Annotated in this window: 15 protein-coding genes; 9 read left to right on the top strand and 6 right to left on the bottom strand. The window is 68.8% G+C overall.

The genetic code is table 11. From position 1 onward, the window contains the following. The first annotated feature begins 133 nt into the window (after positions 1-133). The 3 genes from EAH89_RS05320 to EAH89_RS05310 all read left to right on the top strand — a co-directional run bounded on the left by EAH89_RS05320 (position 134) and on the right by EAH89_RS05310 (position 4,444). Positions 134-1,456, top strand: coding sequence for a sulfite oxidase (locus EAH89_RS05320; RefSeq protein WP_140881756.1), 1,323 nt, complete (start codon positions 134-136; stop codon positions 1,454-1,456). A 5-nt stretch (positions 1,457-1,461) separates the two neighbouring features. Beyond that, positions 1,462-1,848, top strand: a complete 387-nt coding sequence (locus EAH89_RS05315) for a hypothetical protein (protein WP_140881755.1) — start codon at positions 1,462-1,464, stop codon at positions 1,846-1,848. A gap of 310 nt (positions 1,849-2,158) precedes the next feature. Next, entirely contained in the window at positions 2,159-4,444 is a 2,286-nt protein-coding gene (locus EAH89_RS05310) for a M12 family metallo-peptidase (protein ID WP_140881754.1), read from the top strand. 209 nt (positions 4,445-4,653) lie between these two features. On the opposite strand, the gene EAH89_RS05305 is transcribed toward EAH89_RS05310, so the two are convergent. Then, positions 4,654-5,640, bottom strand: coding sequence for a Bug family tripartite tricarboxylate transporter substrate binding protein (locus EAH89_RS05305; RefSeq protein WP_140881753.1), 987 nt, complete (start codon positions 5,638-5,640; stop codon positions 4,654-4,656). Positions 5,641-5,930: 290 nt separating this feature from the next. Here EAH89_RS05305 and EAH89_RS05300 point away from each other — a divergent pair, with 290 nt between their 5' ends. Then, the gene (locus EAH89_RS05300; protein WP_140881752.1) at positions 5,931-6,473 is read left to right on the top strand and encodes a DUF421 domain-containing protein; all 543 of its coding nucleotides are present in this window, start codon (positions 5,931-5,933) and stop codon (positions 6,471-6,473) included. A 467-nt stretch (positions 6,474-6,940) separates the two neighbouring features. Here the strand turns inward: EAH89_RS05300 and EAH89_RS05295 are convergent, their stop codons facing one another. The 4 genes from EAH89_RS05295 to EAH89_RS05280 form a co-directional block, all read right to left on the bottom strand. Next, the gene (locus EAH89_RS05295; RefSeq protein ID WP_140881751.1) at positions 6,941-8,029 is read right to left on the bottom strand and encodes a TRAP transporter substrate-binding protein; all 1,089 of its coding nucleotides are present in this window, start codon (positions 8,027-8,029) and stop codon (positions 6,941-6,943) included. Positions 8,030-8,305: 276 nt separating this feature from the next. Next, the gene (locus tag EAH89_RS05290; protein WP_140881750.1) at positions 8,306-8,914 is read right to left on the bottom strand and encodes a thiamine pyrophosphate-dependent enzyme; all 609 of its coding nucleotides are present in this window, start codon (positions 8,912-8,914) and stop codon (positions 8,306-8,308) included. Continuing rightward, complete coding sequence (locus EAH89_RS05285; RefSeq protein WP_140881749.1) at positions 8,911-9,462, bottom strand: thiamine pyrophosphate-binding protein; 552 nt, start codon at positions 9,460-9,462, stop codon at positions 8,911-8,913. The genes EAH89_RS05290 and EAH89_RS05285 overlap by 4 nt, the downstream gene beginning before the upstream one ends. A 108-nt stretch (positions 9,463-9,570) precedes the next feature. After that, entirely contained in the window at positions 9,571-10,485 is a 915-nt protein-coding gene (locus EAH89_RS05280; RefSeq protein ID WP_140881748.1) for an NAD(P)-dependent oxidoreductase, read from the bottom strand. Between the two features lie 371 nt (positions 10,486-10,856). On the opposite strand from EAH89_RS05280, the gene EAH89_RS05275 reads away from it, so the two are divergent. From EAH89_RS05275 to paoC, 3 genes are read left to right on the top strand one after another with little or no spacing between them, the layout of a single operon-like run. Further along, positions 10,857-11,348: a 2Fe-2S iron-sulfur cluster-binding protein gene (locus EAH89_RS05275; RefSeq protein WP_140881747.1), complete on the top strand. Its 492-nt coding sequence runs from the start codon at positions 10,857-10,859 to the stop codon at positions 11,346-11,348. Further along, on the top strand, positions 11,345-12,310 hold the full coding sequence (locus tag EAH89_RS05270) for an FAD binding domain-containing protein (protein WP_140881746.1): 966 nt from the start codon (positions 11,345-11,347) through the stop codon (positions 12,308-12,310). The genes EAH89_RS05275 and EAH89_RS05270 overlap by 4 nt, the downstream gene beginning before the upstream one ends. Beyond that, positions 12,300-14,525, top strand: a complete 2,226-nt coding sequence (gene paoC, locus EAH89_RS05265; protein ID WP_140881745.1) for an aldehyde oxidoreductase molybdenum-binding subunit PaoC — start codon at positions 12,300-12,302, stop codon at positions 14,523-14,525. The genes EAH89_RS05270 and paoC overlap by 11 nt, the downstream gene beginning before the upstream one ends. 10 nt (positions 14,526-14,535) lie before the next feature. Here paoC and EAH89_RS05260 read toward each other — a convergent pair whose 3' ends face one another. Beyond that, positions 14,536-15,153 carry a TMEM175 family protein gene (locus tag EAH89_RS05260; protein WP_140881744.1) on the bottom strand — a complete coding sequence of 206 codons (618 nt, stop codon included), beginning with the start codon at positions 15,151-15,153 and terminating at the stop codon, positions 14,536-14,538. A 162-nt stretch (positions 15,154-15,315) separates the two neighbouring features. Here EAH89_RS05260 and EAH89_RS05255 point away from each other — a divergent pair, with 162 nt between their 5' ends. Together EAH89_RS05255 and EAH89_RS05250 are read left to right on the top strand one after the other, a co-directional pair. After that, positions 15,316-16,095: a VOC family protein gene (locus EAH89_RS05255; protein ID WP_206667455.1), complete on the top strand. Its 780-nt coding sequence runs from the start codon at positions 15,316-15,318 to the stop codon at positions 16,093-16,095. A 19-nt stretch (positions 16,096-16,114) separates the two neighbouring features. Beyond that, the gene (locus EAH89_RS05250; RefSeq protein WP_140881743.1) at positions 16,115-16,687 is read left to right on the top strand and encodes a hypothetical protein; all 573 of its coding nucleotides are present in this window, start codon (positions 16,115-16,117) and stop codon (positions 16,685-16,687) included. Positions 16,688-16,706 lie beyond the last annotated feature (19 nt).

The following is a 16,706-nucleotide window of genomic DNA, read 5'->3' as shown; positions in this document are numbered from 1 at the left end:
CCGGGCGCCCGGCTTGGCACCGCGGGACGCCGTGCCTAGGCTCCACCCGCGAGGCGCCGCCTGTTTCGCGCGCGCCACGCCCATGCCCGGCCCCGACCCGGCGAACGAGACAAGCAGAGGAGACAGAGCGCCCATGCCCTTCATCGGCCGGCCCGAGCGTTCGCTGCGCGAGCTCTACCAGGACGACCCGGAGCGGTCCGACGCGCTCCTCTGGGGCCGCCGCGGGGCGCTGAAGGGCGCCGCCCTCGCCTCCCTGGGCGCCGCGCTCGGCGCCGCCATCCCCTTCGGCCGCCACCTGCCGGCGGGGCTGCTGCCCGCGGCGCTCGCGCAGCCGGCGGCCGTGGGCGACGCGCCCCGCATGGTCAAGCTCGAGGGCAAGGCGCCGCTGATCCTGCAGGGCGAGCGGCCGCTGAACGCGGAGACGCCGGAGACGCTGCTCGACGACGACGTCACCCCGGCGGAGCGGATGTTCGTCCGCAACAACGGCCAGGTGCCGGAGGCGCCCGCCGATCCGCAGCGCTGGAGGTTCCGCCTCGACGGCGAGGTGAACACGCCGCTTGAGCTGACGGTGGGCGAGCTCGGGAGCGGCCGCTTCCCGCTCGTGACGCGGCGCCTGCAGCTGGAGTGCGGCGGCAACGGCCGGTCGTTCTTCTCGCCGGAGACCCGCGGCAACCAGTGGGGTAACGGTGCCGTCTCCTGCGCCGAGTGGACCGGCGTGCGGCTGCGCGACCTGCTGCAGGCCGCGGGGGTGAAGGAGAGCGGGAAGTTCACGGGCCATTTCGGCGCGGACCCGCATCTCTCGGGCGACCCGGAGCGGCAGGCGATCAGCCGCGGGATGCGGCTGGAGAAGGCGCTGGACGAGGACACGCTGGTCGCGATCCGTATGAACGGTCAGCCCATCCCGCTCATCCACGGCGCGCCGCTGCGTCTCGTGACCCCGGGCTGGCCGGGGTCGCTCAGCCAGAAGTGGCTGACGCGCGTCCTGGTCCGGGACCGGCCGCATGACGGGCAGGGCATGGGCGGGACGAGCTACCGCGTGCCCGTGGCCCCCATCGTGCCCGGGAGCCGCAACGACGGGAGCGGCTTTCGCGACCTCGAATCCATGCCCGTGCGCTCGGTGCTGACGAACCTGGCGAACGGGACGCGCCTTCCGGCCGGCACGCGAGGGCTGGACCTTCGCGGGCAGGCCTGGGCCGGCGACAGGACCGTGCGGGCGGTGCACGCCTCCGTCGACTTCGGCACGACTTGGCAGGAAATGCGGACGGACGGGCCGCCGAACCGCCACGCCTGGCAGCGCTGGTCCGGGCGCGTGAGCCTGCCCTCGGACGGCTATTTCGAGGTCTGGTACCGCGCCACGGACAGCGACGGCATGATGCAGCCGCACGTCGCCGCCAACTGGAACCCGCAGGGCTACGGCAGCAACGCGATCAGCCGCGCGGCGATCCTGGTCGGGTGAGGGGGGTGTTCCGTCCTTCCCGCCGGGCTTTGGGAAACGCCGCCGTCGCGGCGACGCTCGCGCTGTTGGTGCTGCCGGGCGGTTCCCCAGCCGCGCAGCCGCCGCCGGCCGCGACCGACCCGGTGGCGGAGGCGCCCGAGGCCCTGCCGGACGGGCATGGCCGCGAGGACACCTTCTACCGCTGCACCGCCTGCCACGGCACCGCGGTCATCCGCCGCTCTCGCCTGTCCCGGGACCGCTGGGACGAGCTGATGGACTGGATGACGGAACGCCACGGCATGCCGCCCCTGGAAGGCGACGAGCGCCGGCTGATCGTCGACTATCTCGCCGGCGCGTTCCCGCCGCAGGAGCCGCGGCGGCGCGGTCCCGCCAATCCCTTCCTGACGAACTAGGCCCGCCCGCCCCGGGGGGCACCGGCCTGGCCACCTGGTCGGGGGGTGTCCGGCGCGCGCTGCCGCGCGGGCGTGCGGTTCGACGACCGCCGGCTCGGTCCCGTGACTTTGGTAACATCCCGGAGCCCTCCTTTCCTGAAACCCTCGCTCCGGGCCGTGCTAGCCTCCGCGTGCCGGCATTCGGCAAGCGCGGGAAGGACGGTTCGCACCGATGACAGGATGGCGTTGACACCCTGAGGGAAGCGACGGCCGGCTCGTCCGGCAAAGTCGGCGCCGTGCGTTCCTCGGGAAAACCCAGGAGGAGGCAAGGATGCGTTTGCTCTCGCATGACGACCACCGCCACGCGGCGCGGGTCTCGCCCACGGGCCGGACCGCCCCGCCGTTCCGACGAGCCGCACGGCGCACGCCCCTGTGGGGGCTGCTTCTGCTGGCGGCCTGGCTGCTTCCGGCGGGCGCGGCCCTCGCGCAGCCACGGGAGCTCTTCACGCCCGTGCCCGCGAACCAGCTCACCGACGCGACGCCCGCGCAGACCCAGCGGATCGACCAGCTTCGCCAGCGCCGGACCACGCAGTCGCTCAACCTTGTCCGCATCGATCCGGAGGCGCTCCGCGGCGGCGACGCGCGGCTGACGCTGCCGGACGCCCGGACGCTCACGCTGTCCAGCCGCCGCCAGGGCGAGGGCGGCGGTGCCGACTTCACCTGGTCCGCCGGGTCGCCCGGCGTTCCCGGCCAGGCGACCTTCGTCGTGCGCAACGGGGACGTCACCGGGACGATCAACGACGGCGCCAGCCTCTACCGGATCGAGCCCGTCGGCGGCGGCGTGCACGCGCTCATCAAGATCGATGAGTCGCGCTTCCCGCCCGAGCACCCGCCGAGCTTCCAGCAGCGGCAGCAGCGCGGCGACATCCCGGCGCCGGCGCCGGCACAGCAGGACACGCAGCGGGCCGACGCGCCGGCCGTCATCGACGTCCTCGTCGCCTACACACCCTCCGCCGCCGCCGCCGTCAGCGACATCGTCGCGACCGTCCAGCTCGCGGTGGCGGAGGCGAACCAGTCCTACCAGAACAGCGGTATCAACCTCCGCCTCAACCTGGTCGACAGCTTCCAGCACGCCTACACGGAGGGGACGAACAGCTTCGACACGATCCTGGCCGACTTCGCCGGGAACGCGGGCGTGAACGCGCGGCGCAACAACGTCGGGGCGGACGTGGCCGTGCTGATCATCAACAAGACCGACTATTGCGGCCTCGCCGACGCCATCATGGCGAACGCGAACACCGCCTTCGCGATCGTCCACTACGACTGCGCGACCGGCTACTACTCCTTCGCGCACGAGATCGGGCACTTGCAGGGCGCCCGGCACGACGAGGCGAACGACAGCACCGCGACGCCCTACGCCTACGGCCACGGCTTCCAGCACCGCTCGCCGTCGCCCGCCTGGCGCACGATCATGGCCTATGCCTGCCCGGGTGGCTGCACGCGGCTGCAGTACTGGTCCAACCCGAACGTCAGCTACGGCGGCACGCCGATGGGCACTGCGGCGACGAACGACAACGCGCGCGTGCTGAACGGGACGGCGGCCACCGTCGCCGCCTTCCGGAACCGCCCGCCGGCCTCGACCGCAGGGTTCGTATGGCGCTACACCGGGACGGCCTGCAGCGGTAATTCCTGCCCGGGCTGGCAGCTTCTCGACAACAACGCGGCGACGGTCCGGCTGGCGGCCTCCGCCGGGAACCTCTACCAACTCCACAACAGCGGCCGCATCTGGCGTCACACCGGGACGCCTTGCAGCGGAAACTCCTGCCCGGGCTGGCAGATGCTCGACAACAACGGGGCCACGGTCGGCATCGTGGCCGATGGCGGGCAGCTCTACCAGCTGCACGACAGCGGGCGGATCTGGCGCCACACCGGGGCGCCCTGCAGCGGGAACTCCTGCCCGGGCTGGCAGATGCTCGACAACAACGGCGCGACGGTCGCGCTCGCCGCCGGCGGCGGCCAGCTCTACCAGCTGCACAACACGGGCCGGATCTGGCGCTTCACGGGCACGGCCTGCAACGGGAACTCCTGCCCGGGCTGGCAAATGCTGGACAACAACGGCGCCACGGTCGGCATCGTGGCCGACGGCGCGCAGCTCTACCAGCTTCACGACAGCGGGCGGATCTGGCGCTTCACGGGCGCGGCCTGCAGCGGGAACTCCTGCCCTGGTTGGCAGATGCTCGACAACAACGGCGCGACGGTCGGCATCGTGGCCGCGGGGGGCAGCCTCTACCAGCTGCACAACACGGGCCGGATCTGGCGCTTCACGGGCGCGGCCTGCAACGGGAACGCCTGCCCGGGCTGGCAGATGCTCGACAACAACCCGGCAACCATCAACCTGGTGGCCTCGGGCAACCAGCTCTACCAGGTGCACAACACGGGCCGGATCTGGCGCCACACCGGTGTGGCGTGCAGCGGGAATTCCTGCCCGGGCTGGCAGATGCTGGACAATAACGGCAGCACGGGGCGGATCGCGGCAGGGGACCAGCTCTACCAGCTCCACCTCGCGCGGGCGCCGATGACGCGGGCGAGGACCTGCCAGGAGTGCCGTCCGCACTGAGCGAGCGGGCCGGGTTCCCACGGGACGGGAACCCGGCCTTGCCGGGTTGGGAGGGCTGCCCGTCGTGGGCAGCCCTTTCCCGTAGCAGGGCCGCGCGGAAGGGGGGGCGGAGCGTCGATGAGCCGGTCATCCCTGAGGGAGGCGTCGGCCGGCGATCGGCGCGGCCCTGTTCGGCAACCTGACGACACACGGCCGGCCATTGCACGGCCCTACTGGATCTCCACCTTCCCCGTCCGGGCGGTCTCGATCCAGAGCGCAAGGTCGCGCTCGAGGAACTCGCCGAACTGCGCCGGGGTGAGGTCGGGCACCTCGCCGCCGGCGTGCACGATCCGCTCGACGATCCGGGGCGTGCGAAGCGCCGCGCGGATGGCCTCGTTCAGGGTGGCGACGACCGGGAGAGGCATGCCCGCGGGCCCGAGCACGCCGAACCAGGCCGCCGCCGTCTGAACCTGCGGGGCCGCCTCCGACAGGGACGGAAGGTCGGGCCGGGAGGGTAGTCGGCTTCGCGAGGTGACGGCGAGCGCTCGGACCTTTCCGTCGCTCAGCAGCGGGCCGGCGACATCCAGGGGCGCGAACATCGCGTCGACATGCCCGGCGACGACGTCCACGAGCGCCGGCGCCGTCCCGCGGAACGGCACTTCCGGGCCCGACAGGCCGAGCGCCGAACGGAACAGCACGGTCTGCATGTGCAGCGAGCTGCCGACGCCGCCGATGGCGAAGCTGTACCGGTCCGGTTGGGCGCGCGCGGCCGCGACAAAGCCAGCCAGGTCTCCCTCCCGCACGCTCGGGCCGACCACCAGCACGGCGGCGCTCAGCTGGGCGAGCAGCGCGACCGGGGTGAAGTCCTCGATCGGCCGGTAGGGTACCTGGCGCATGATGGCGGCGTTCAGGGTGTGGCTCGTGAAGGCGACCAGCAGCGTTCCCCCATCGGGGGCCGAGCGTGCGACGTACTGGGCCGCCACGTTCCCACCGGCGCCCGCGCGGTTCTCCACCGCGATGGTGCGCCCGAGCTTCTCGCGCAGCACCTCCGAGACATCGCGGGCAAGAGTATCCGTCGTGCCGCCGGGGGAGGCGCCCACCACGAGCGCGATGGTGGCTGGAAGGGAGGACTGCTGCGCTGAAACCGCCTGGGGCAACCCAGCCGCGGCGAGGAGGGGTGCTCCCAGGGCACGTCCGACGAAGGTGCGACGCTGCATTTGTTGAAGGTCCTTCCTGCTTCCAATGGCGGTGAAGGCTCGAGCGACGGGGAGCCAAAGGCTGAACGCCGGCGTTCAGCAGGATAAGGGATGTCGCGTCCGGCATCGAGCGACAGCAGGGTGTACCAGCGCGCGGCACGGCTCACGACCTCGGGCTCTCAGGTGAGAGAACCCCGGTAAGGAGAGCCGTCCAGGGGTGGGCGACGTTGTCAGAAGGAGGACAGCGTGGGCAGCCCGCCGGGGCTGCTCACCTTCGGCCGGGCGCCGCCAAGTGGAACGGAGGGGTTGCGATGGAACATCTGCTGGGCGGCGCGGACGAGTTGGGCTGGATCGCCCTCAAGGCGTTGCTGCTCTACCTCAGCGCCGTCATCGGGCTGCGCTTCAGTTCGCGCCGCACCCTCGCTGACCTGTCGCCCTTCGACTTCGTCGCCGCGGTCGCGGTGGGCGCGATCGTCGGCCGCATCCCGAACGCGCACGACGCAAGCTACCTCACCGGCGTTGCGACGCTGGCGGCCGTGCTCGCCGGCCACTGGTGCGTCACCCGCCTGCACGCCTCGCCCTCTGTCGGCCACCTTCTGGACCCGGCCCCCAGGCTCCTCGTCGTGGATGCTCAAGTACGGGAGCGTGACCTCGCCGCCTGCGGGCTGACGCGCGCCGACCTCCACGCCCTCCTGCGCCGCCAGGGTCTCGAAGACCTCGGCGAGGTTCGCTTCGCGATCCTTGAAGCACGCGGACAGCTCTCCGTCATCCGGCGCGCGAGCGGGCGCCGGAGTATGGGCGATCTTGTGCGGCCTATCGCCGCGTCGGAGGGTTGGGTCGACCCTCAGGCCTGAAACAGGGGTTTGAGTCCAACGATGTCACCACCACCTACCCGCCTCCCGCGCGACAGCCAAGGCATGCATCTTGTTAATGGATCGCTGGAAGGGTGAGGTGGAGCGGGTCGGAATGCAGACTTGGTGGGGGATAGCCGCCACGTTCATAATGCCAACTCCTGACGCCTGCGCCATATCCCGCCACGACGAAGCGGCGTTGCTCGTTGCGATGAAGGGTGTGGCGGAATGTGTCATGCCCTGTGACTTGATGGCTTACTCCGCGAAGCGTGCGGTGAGATGCCGCTGGCGCACAAACCTGCCTCGTAGAAGGACCAATTCGTACCCCGGGGCTGCTGCTTCGGGATACGATGCTGGCGGCTGGAACCTGTCTTGTACGGTTTAGCCAACACCTCATCGGCTACTGAGATTCATTCCTCGTGACCGTCTATCCGCAACTGATCCATTGGGCGACCGCTATCCAAGGCCACTCAACGCACCACCTGCGCCGCCGTAAAGGCGAAGTTGTCGTAAGAGTTCTCGGCTACTCGGAACCAGGTAAACTCGTCGTCGCGGTACCGACGATAGGATTCCAGAACCTTTCGAAATCCTTCGTTCCGCTGCGAAACGTCCTCGAAGACAGCATTGGCCGAGCGCCAGGCGGCCTCAAGAACGGGCCGTGGATAGGCGCGTAGCTGCGTTCCTGCCGCCACGAGGCGGCGGAGCGCCTGTGGATTGGAATGGTCATACCGGCTGGTCAATTCTGATTCTTGTTCAAGGCAAGCGACTTGGAAGGCTTGCTTGTACTGCTCCGGCAAGCCCTCCCACGCACGAAGGTTCACCATCGTGAACAGGCGTGCGCTCGGTTCAAAAAAGCCGGGATAGTAGTAGTAAGGCGCGACACGTGCGAAGCCGAGCCGCTCGTCGTCGTGCGGGCCCACGAATTCCACCGCATCCAGCGTGCCGCGCTCCAGGGATGGATAGATATCACCGGCCGCGATCTGGATCGGCACGGCCCCCATGCGCGCGAAAACCTCGCCCGCCAGGCCAGCCACCCGAAACTTCAGGCCTTTGAAGTCGTCGGGGGTGCGGATTTCCTTGCGGAACCAACCGCCCATCTGAGCGCCGGTGTCGCCGGTCGGAAAACCAATGACGTTGTATCCCCTGAAAAGCTCATTCGCCAGATCGAGACCCCCGCCATGCCGGAGCCAGGCGGTCATCTGTCGCTGCGTAAGGCCGAAAGGCAGCACGGAGAAGAAGGCAAAGGTCGGGTCCTTACCGACATAGTAGTAGGGCGCCGTGAACGCAGCCTCCACCGTTCCCGTCTGCACGGCGTCGAGCGCCTGTAGCCCACCCACGATCTCGCCCGCGGCGAAGATGCGGATCTGGAAGCGGTTGTCCGTTAGCGCCGCGATTCGCCGCGCAGCGCTCTCGGGCGCCGAGGACAGGAGGTCGAGACTTTTTGGGAAAGAGGACGTCAGCCGCCAGCGGATTTCTGGGAGCGATTGAGCAACGGCGGGCGCGGCAAGTGCAGAAGGTAGAAGAGCGGCCGAGCTCCCGAGCAGCATGCGGCGGTCCATAGCGCTTCCTTTCTTCGAACTCTTCTTGGATTAGAGTAGAAAACGGAAACCTTGCCCGCGCAAGCGAATCGCCGTTCAGTCCTTCTTCGCTGCCGCGTCTGCGCACGCATCGCCGTCGTCGGCACCCGGGCTACGGGCGAGCGGCCGCTGCCCGAACCGAAAGGATTGTATTCGCCAGGAACCATTCGCGGTGGATGGGAATTTCGCATCCACCAGCGGAGCGTGCCTAAGATACCAGCGCGAACTCAGCCCGTCAGGATCCTGGCGGACGCATCCTCACATCGATTCCAGCCCGAGCGCGTGGCGCATCCGTGTCTTCAACGCCACCCCGTCACGGGAGGGAAGGCAGCGGGGCTGCTCCTCACCATTGATCCGGACGACGGCCACCAGCGGTCCTGCGCCACGGTGGTTGACCCTCTCCGCCAGTTCCCTGACCTGTGCCTCCGTTTCCACGCACATCGTTTCGGAAATCCCGCAAGCCCGCGCAACCTGGTCCAGCTTGGTCAAGCCACCCGACGTGTGGCTCCGCTGCGCACCCGTCTCGCCGTAAAGGCCGTTGTCGAGGACAACAATCGACAGGTTGGAGGGGCGCTGGACGGCGATGGTCGCCAGGGCGCCCAAGCCCATCAGGCACTCTCCATCGCCGAGGAGAACGAGGACCGGCACCTCGGGCTGGGCGAGGGCCAAGCCAAGCCCGAAGGTTGCGGCGCCACCCATTGCTCCCCAAAGGTAGAAATTCCGCTCGTGGTCGCCGGCCGCTGCCAGATCATAGGTGGGTGAGCCAAGGCTTGCGACCGCAAGAAGGTCTCGGCGGCCCTCGACGATACCGAGCACGGCCGCCCGGCGGTCGAGCGGAGCAGTCCGCGCCGTGTTCGAGTAGGTCATTTCGCGAAAACCTTGGCGCCAATCAGTCTTTGGGACAGGAGGACCGCTGCGGGTGTTCCACCGAGGAACGCCATCTGCCCTGCCGCCTCCACCGTGGGTGCCACGTCGGATGGGACCGATGTCCGGAAGACCTTGACGTCCATGATTTCAAGCGCCTCTTGCGTCGCCGATCCCATGGGAACCTGCCACGGGTTAAACTCACCCCATTCACCGCGCATGGTCACGAGGGTGAGCAGCGGGAAGCGGCAGATCTTCACGAGCGAGAGCATGTTTACGCAGTTGCCAACGCCGCTGGATTGCATCAGCAGCACGCCCCGCTTTCCGCCCATCCAGGCGCCGCTGACCAGGGCAACTCCCTCCTCTTCGGTCGTCAGCGGTACCGCCGTGACCGCAGGATCGTCGTGCAACCTCTGGATCAACTCGGCATGGCCCCCGTCGGGGACATAGGCGGCAATGGTCACTTCCAGGTTGCGAAGAACGTTGTAGATCTCGCCTGGCCAGGATAGGTGGGCCTTCTCCAGCTTTTCGGATTCAGTGGCTGCGGTCATCGTCAATGCCTGGCCTTCTTTATCTTCTGGGCGGTGGTTGGGTCGCCTCTGCTTGGCGTCCGCCATCAAGCAGTGGGCAAGCCGATGACGCCAAGTCGGATCCCACCCTCAGCCGGGCGGTGTGCCAGCCTTCAATCTGGGCGGCGGCAAGGCGGAGAGGTCGCACTGCGCGTCGAGCAAGGCCGAGAAATCCTTTCCCCCAAAGCCGCGCGCCCGTGCGGAGGAGAGCGTTTCCCGTCCCGCCGCTGCCATGGGCAGCGGCACGCGCTCCGCGTTGCCGGCGTCGACGATGAGAGTGAGATCCTTGTGAGCCAGGTCGATCGCAAAGCCGCGACTCGTGTCACCAGCAAGGACCTTCTGAGGCCAGTTTACCTTCAGCTGGCCGTTCGTGGCGGTGGTCCCGTGCAGCACCTCAAGCGTTCGTTCCAGATCGAGCCCGAAGCGCGTCGACAAGGCGAGGGCCTCGGCATTGATCGTGCAAAGCAGGACGGCGAGATGATTGTTCACCAGCTTCATGCGGGTGCCGCTGCCTGGCGGTCCACAGTGATGGATGGTGCTTCCCATCGCCGCGAGGAGCGGGTGAGCCCGGGCGAAATCAGCGTCGCTTGCCCCCACCATGAAGAGACTCTCGCCGCGCTCCGCATGGCTTGCCAGACGCCCGACTGGCGCGTCCACGAAACCAACGCCTCGTTCCGCGCAAGCTGATGCCAGCGCGTCGCTTGTCGCGGGGTCGACCGTGGAGCTATCGATAACCAGCGATCCCGGATGGAGATGCGTCAGCAGGCCGTCTGGACCGAGCACGACCTCGCGCACTTCCCGAGGACCCGGCAACATCGTCAGCACGACGGAGGAAGTCCGGGCCAGATCGGCTCGTGAGCGGGCTCGGCTTGCCCCCAGTTCCTCAAGTGCTTCTGTGGCCGAAGGGACCGTGTCGAAGACCGAAAGAGCGAACTGCTTGCGGCGTAGGTTAGCCGCCATCGGCCGCCCCATCCGTCCGAGACCAACAAACCCGACCCGCTCCATCTTGGCCCCCTCCGTTCCGGTTCCTCCAACCTTCAAAGCCCGTCGTGCACTTGTCAAACCCGATGCGGTCGCAGGCCCATTGCTCGGGAAGGCTTGGCGAGTTGCCGCGTGGCTACGAACATAACTCAAATGCAACTGTGCCTACGCGTGACGTTCGCTTGCCCGAGTTGAGACCAGTGATTTCGCCAACACGAAGAAGCAGCCCTGGAACCATTTACCGCATTTTACCTCGGCCATGATCCCCGCAACGCTACAATTCGGGTGAAACGCAGAACAGTCGAGGAGGACATCCCGTGCAGGATCGGACCGTCAAGCCGGGCCAACCGACGTCCTCGCCGCGATGCCAGAGCGGAGCACAGGCGGGAGCGATCATGGTGAACGGGGAGGGACGAGCCTTCGATGGCGATCTTCGGACGACGCTGCTGGACTTCCTCCGGGAGCACCTGGACCTGACGGGCACGAAGAAGGGCTGCGACCAGGGCCAGTGCGGTGCTTGCACCGTGCTTGTGAATGGAACCCGGATCAACTCCTGCCTGAGCCTCGCCGTCATGCACGTCGGCGACGAGGTGACGACAATCGAGGGCATTGGGACCGCGGCCGATCTGCATCCTCTTCAGCAATGCTTCCTGGAGCACGACGGCTTTCAATGCGGCTACTGCACGCCTGGCCAGATCTGCTCGGCGCTGGGAGCCCTGGATGAGCTGCGCCGTGGGGTGCCCAGCCATGTGACGGCGGAGCTCGAAACCTCCGTAAGCCCGACACCGGCCGAGATGCGCGAGCGAATGAGCGGCAATATCTGTCGTTGCGGCGCCTACTCCAACATCCAGGACGCCATCACCCAGTTCGTCGGAGAAGCGCGATGAAGGCCTTCACCTACCAGCGCGCCGGCACGATGGCGGAGGCCACGGCGGCGCTGGCGCAGGTGCCCAGCGCCAAGCTTATCGCGGGCGGGACCAATCTGCTCGACTTGATGAAGCTGGAGATCGAGGTTCCGTCCCACCTCGTCGACATACGCGACCTCGATCTCTCCCGCATTGAGGAGACCGCCGACGGCGGTCTGCGCATCGGAGCGCTGGTGACCAACACCGACCTTGCCGCGCACGGTAGGATCAAGCGGGGTTACGGCGTGATCAGCCGGGCAATCGTGTCGGGCGCGACGGGACAGTTGCGCAACAAGGCGAGCACCGCTGGCAACCTCCTGCAACGTAACCGCTGCCCGTACTTCTACGATACTGACCAAGCCTGCAATAAGCGCCTGCCCGGGTCGGGCTGCTCGGCGCTGAGCGGTGTCTCGCGCGGGCTGGCGGTGATCGGAACCAGTGCATCCTGCATCGCGACCTACCCCGGCGATCTCGTTGTCGCGCTGCGCCTGCTGGACGCATCCGTCGAGACGGTCGACGCGGCCGGCCGGACGCGGACGCTCCCGGTGGCCGATTTCCACCGCCTTCCCGGTGACACCCCGGAGATCGAGACCGCGTTGGCGCCCGATGAGCTGATCACCGCCGTGCTCCTGCCGCCGCCGATCGGCGGCACGCAGATCTACCGCAAGGTTCGCGACCGCGCCTCCTATGCGTTCGCGCTCGTTTCCGTCGCCGCGGTGATCCAGGAGGACGGCACGGGCCGCATCGCCTTTGGCGGTGTCGCGCCGAAGCCGTGGCGAGTGGAGAAGGCGGAGAACGCCCTTGCCGAAGGGGCGGAGACGGTGGTCTCCATCGCCTTCGCCGGTGCCACGCCCACCGAGCAGAACGCGTTCAAGATCCCGCTGGCCGCGCGAGCGCTCGCCTCCGTCCTCGCCGAAGCGAAGGGGACAACCGATGCTGTTTGATCAGCCCGCCGCCGGCAACCCGATCGACAACGGGACCGTCGTCGGCCGTCCCGTGCTTCGCATCGACGGCCCCCTGAAGGTCAGCGGCGCGGCGCGCTATGCCTTCGAACGGAACGACGCGGTCACCAACCCGGCCTATGGATTCGTCCTCGGCGCGGGCGTGGCGAAGGGCCGCGTGCGCGCGATTGACGCGGCGGCCACCCGCGCGGCGCCGGGCGTTCTGGCCGTTGTGACCACGCTGGACCACGCTCCCCTCTCGCGCGCGGACCTCTCCGCCGCCATGCTCTTCGGTGGTGACATGATCGAGCACTACCATCAGGCGATCGCCGTCGTCGTGGCGGAGACCTTCGAGCAGGCCCGCGCCGCGTCCCGGCTGCTGAAGGTTGATTACGAGAGGGAGGACGGGCGCTTCGTACTCGCGGCCGAGGCCGGGAACGCGAAGCCCGCGCCGGACAGGGAGAACGGCGGTCCCGACGCGCCAGATGTTGACCGTGTCGGTGACTTCGAGGCCGCGTTCCAGCAGGCGGCGGTCACTATCGACAGCACCTACACGACGCCGCATGAGAGCCACGCGCAGATGGAGCCCCACGCGACGGTGGCCGCATGGGAGGGAGACCGCCTGACCGTGTGGACCGCGAACCAGATGGTCAACTGGGCGATCCGCGACCTGCCCAGGGCCTTGTCGATGGGCCAGGACAAGGTTCGCGTGGTATCGCCTTATATCGGTGGCGGCTTCGGCGCCAAGCTCTTCATCCGCAGCGACGTCGTGCTGGCCGCCCTTGCGGCGAAGGCGGCGGGCCGGCCCGTGAAGCTCGCGCTTCAGCGCGCGCTGATCTTCAACAACGGCACCCATCGCTCAGCGACGATCCAGCGCGTGCGCCTGGCGGCCCGTGCCGACGGGGTCCTGACCGGGATTTCCCACCGCGGCCTGAGCGGCAACCTGCCGCTCGGGGGCGCGGAGATGGCGACATCGCAGACCAAGATCCTCTACGCCGCGCCAAATCGTGAGATCGGCATGACGCTTGCCGCCATGGATCTGCCAGAGAGCAACTTCATGCGTGCGCCGGGCGAGGCGCCCGGGCTGATGGCGCTGGAGGTGGCCATGGACGAGATGGCCGAGAAGCTCGGCATGGATCCGGTCGAATTCCGCGTCCTGAACGACACGCGTGTGGATCCGCACAACCCGAGCCGGCCCTTCTCCGAGCGCCATCTCGTCGAATGTCTCCGGACCGGTGCCGCCCGCTTCGGCTGGTCGGCCCGGAGATCCCGCCCCGGGGAGAGGCGCGAGGGACGGTGGCTGGTCGGGATGGGCGTTGCCAGCGGCATCCGCAACGCGATCGCCATGAGGTCGGGGGCGCGGGTGCGCCTGGAGGCGTCAGGCGGCCTGATCGTGGAGACCGACATGACCGATATCGGCACGGGCACCTACACCATCGTGGCGCAGACCGCGGCGGAGATGCTGGGCCTCACGGCGGCCGAGGTCGAGGTGCGGCTGGGCGACTCCAACTTCCCCCGCGCCGCGGGCTCAGGCGGGCAATGGGGCGCGGCCAACGCGACCTCCGGGGTGTTCGCCGCCTGCGTTGCCCTGAGGGATGCGATCGCGGATCGCCTGGGCTTTCCGCGGGACCGGTGCGAGTTCATCGGGGGCACCGTCCGGTCGGGGAACGAGGTCGTGCCCTTGCAGGAGGCGGCCCGCGGGGGCGGGCTCACCGGCGAGGACAGCATCGAGTTCGGCGACCTCGAGAAGCGCTACCAGCAATCCACCTTCGCCGCCCAGTTCGCAGAGGTGGGCGTCGATGCCTTCACCGGCGAGGTCCGGCTCCGCCGCATGCTCTGCGTCTGCGACGTCGGCCGCATCCTCAACCCGGCCACGGCCCGTAGCCAGGTGATCGGCGGGATGACCATGGGGCTCGGGGCGGCGCTGATCGAGGAGCTGGCGGTTGACCCCCGGCGTGGCTTCTTTGTGAACCACGACATGGCCGGCTACGAGGTGCCCGTCCACGCCGACATCCCGCACCTGGACGTCGTCCTTCTCGATCATCCGGACGCGCTGGCCTCCCCGATGAAGGCCAAGGGCATCGGCGAGCTCGGCCTCTGCGGGGCGGCGCCGGCGATCGCCAACGCGGTCTACAACGCGACGGGGCTGCGGGTGCGCGACTATCCCATCACCCTGGAGAAGCACCTGCACGCGCTGCCGGCCCTCGCGTTGCTCTGAGCGGATCCGCCTAGGGCTCGTCTTTCGCGCGGCCGAAGCCGAAGCCCAGGTAGGCGACGGGCACCGCAAGATAGGAGGCGATGCTCAGATAGGGCGAGGCGAAGTTCAGCAGGAACGCGACGAGGTAGATGGCCGGCCCGATGAGAAAATGCCGGCGGAAGGCTGCGTAGCGCTCGGGGCCCATGTCGAAGAGGCGCTTCGACCAGGCCCAGCGCAGCGCCGCGTTGAAGAGCAGGGCCTGCCCGAGCGCGACCGCGGCGTAGAGCCCGGCGGCAACGCGCAGCGGCGCCAGCGGGCCGTTGAGATGGGCCGCCAGCAACTTTGCCGCGACGGGTAGCACGGCGACGAAGAACAGCAGGGCGAGGTTGAGCAGGAGCATGCCCTGGTCGACCTCCCGCACGAAGCGCCAAAGGTTGTGGTGCACAATCCACATCTGGCCAACCACGAGGAAGCTCATTGCGAGGGCCAGGAAGGAGGGCCAGGCCGCCCTCAGCGCGCCCAGGGGATCACTCGTTTCTGCCCCCGTCGTTCCCAGGAGCTCGTAGGCCATGAGCGTGACGCTGATCGCGATCACAGCGTCGCTGAAGGCCTCGGCGCGGTGATAGCCGCTGTCGGTTCCGCGTCTCACCTTGTTCTCGTTCTGCCCCGGATGCGGTCTCCGGAAGGCTAACGCGCGGGGCGAGCCGCCATGAAGCGCATTTACCCCATTTTACGCCCCTCGATCCGGTTGGACGGCTATGCACGTCACACCGCCGCCCCGATGGGGCGCCAGCCGATCAGGATGAAGTCCATGCCGATCCCCTCTCACGCCCGCCCGATCACCCCGCGCGGTCCAAGCGGCGCGGAGGGGGCGGGCGCGGCGCCGTCGCGTGACCGCGCGCCGCTGGGCTTCCGCTTGCAGGGCGTGCAGCACTTCGGCGTCACCGTCCAGAACATGAACCGGGCCTTCGAGTTCTACACGGAGGTCCTCGGCGGCACGGAGGTGATGCGCGACGGGGACTTCCAGGGCGAGGCGATCCACAACACGCTGCTGACGGACGAGGAGATCCGGGCCGCCGCGCAAGGCATCGTGCCGGCGACCATCGGCGTGCCCGACCTCGCCGGCGGGGCGCAGCGCCTCGACGTCCGCTTCGTGCAGTTCGACAACGTCGTCATCGAGCTCCTCCAGTACCGGAACGCCGACCAGCCCGAGGGCGAGGGCCGTAGCTTCGCCGAGCCGCGCGACCGGATGAGCCCGGCCTACCCCCGCTCAATGCACATTTGCTTTCATGTTCGCGACGACGTGGACTTCGACCGCTTCATCGCGGACCTGGAGGCGGAGAGCGCGCACCGGGGCATGACGCAGGTCCGGGCCAACCGGGTCATCACGACCCGCACCGAGGAGGCGCGCCGCGGCGCCCCGGTGAGCGCGAACACGAACAAGATCCGCGAGGGCCAATCCGATGGGTGGTCGCTGATCTACTGCAAGGGGCCGGAGGGCGAGCAGCTGGAGTTCGTCCAGGCGCTGGACCCGGTCAAGCGGACCTTCCTCGAGGCCAAGGAGCGGCACTTGGCGAAGATGGCGCCGTGATGCCGGGAAGGTCTCCCGCGTGCTGACGACCGTCACCTCCCTCATCTCCCGGGGTGGCCAGGAGGCCGCGATTGCCGGCGACATCGAGCGCGCCTTCTTCGAGGCGGGCCAGGAAGCGCACCACGTCGGAACGCTGCTGATCCAGCAGGGCGACGGGCTCAGCTTCCTGGTCTCGCAGTTCGCCGGCGAGGAGGACCTGCGGCGCTGGAGGGCTTCGCCGGCCCACCGGCGCATGGTGGCGGCCCTGGAGCGCGATTCGCTGCGCGAGCTCTGCGTCATCGGCGAGCCGATCGTCCGGATGACGGTGCCCAGCGATGGCTCCGGGCCGAAGTGGAAGGTGCTCGCCTCGACCTGGGTCCTCACCTACCCGCTGCTGCTGGCCCTGAGCGCCTTGCTCGACCGGGTGGCCCCAACGCTCCCCTGGGCAATCCGGCTCGCGCTGACCTCCGGAGCCGTCTCGGTCGCGCTGATCTGGGCGATCTCGCCCCTCACGCGCCGCCTGACCCGCGTGTGGCGGCTGCGTGACCAGCAGATGCGGGTGGACGTGGTTCGCTACCCGCCGCCGCCCGAGGGTGCGCTCGGCGGAGGCTGACGCGCCCGGCACGATCCGG

It is taken from the genome of Muricoccus nepalensis (assembly GCF_006438825.1).
Classification (GTDB): domain Bacteria; phylum Pseudomonadota; class Alphaproteobacteria; order Acetobacterales; family Acetobacteraceae; genus Roseomonas; species Roseomonas nepalensis.
Note: the sequence above shows the minus strand (reverse complement) of the source record. Positions and strands in the feature narration are given on the sequence as shown.

Coding starts and splice junctions, on each gene's coding strand:
- EAH89_RS05320 (WP_140881756.1), top strand. CDS start 134: ATGCCCTTCATCGGCCGGCCCGAGCGTTCGCTGCGCGAGCTCTACCAG.
- EAH89_RS05310 (WP_140881754.1), top strand. CDS start 2,159: ATGCGTTTGCTCTCGCATGACGACCACCGCCACGCGGCGCGGGTCTCG.
- EAH89_RS05305 (WP_140881753.1), bottom strand. CDS start 5,640: ATGCAGCGTCGCACCTTCGTCGGACGTGCCCTGGGAGCACCCCTCCTC.
- EAH89_RS05300 (WP_140881752.1), top strand. CDS start 5,931: ATGGAACATCTGCTGGGCGGCGCGGACGAGTTGGGCTGGATCGCCCTC.
- EAH89_RS05295 (WP_140881751.1), bottom strand. CDS start 8,029: ATGGACCGCCGCATGCTGCTCGGGAGCTCGGCCGCTCTTCTACCTTCT.
- EAH89_RS05290 (WP_140881750.1), bottom strand. CDS start 8,914: ATGACCTACTCGAACACGGCGCGGACTGCTCCGCTCGACCGCCGGGCG.
- EAH89_RS05285 (WP_140881749.1), bottom strand. CDS start 9,462: ATGACCGCAGCCACTGAATCCGAAAAGCTGGAGAAGGCCCACCTATCC.
- EAH89_RS05280 (WP_140881748.1), bottom strand. CDS start 10,485: ATGGAGCGGGTCGGGTTTGTTGGTCTCGGACGGATGGGGCGGCCGATG.
- EAH89_RS05275 (WP_140881747.1), top strand. CDS start 10,857: ATGGTGAACGGGGAGGGACGAGCCTTCGATGGCGATCTTCGGACGACG.
- EAH89_RS05270 (WP_140881746.1), top strand. CDS start 11,345: ATGAAGGCCTTCACCTACCAGCGCGCCGGCACGATGGCGGAGGCCACG.
- paoC (WP_140881745.1), top strand. CDS start 12,300: ATGCTGTTTGATCAGCCCGCCGCCGGCAACCCGATCGACAACGGGACC.
- EAH89_RS05255 (WP_206667455.1), top strand. CDS start 15,316: ATGCCGATCCCCTCTCACGCCCGCCCGATCACCCCGCGCGGTCCAAGC.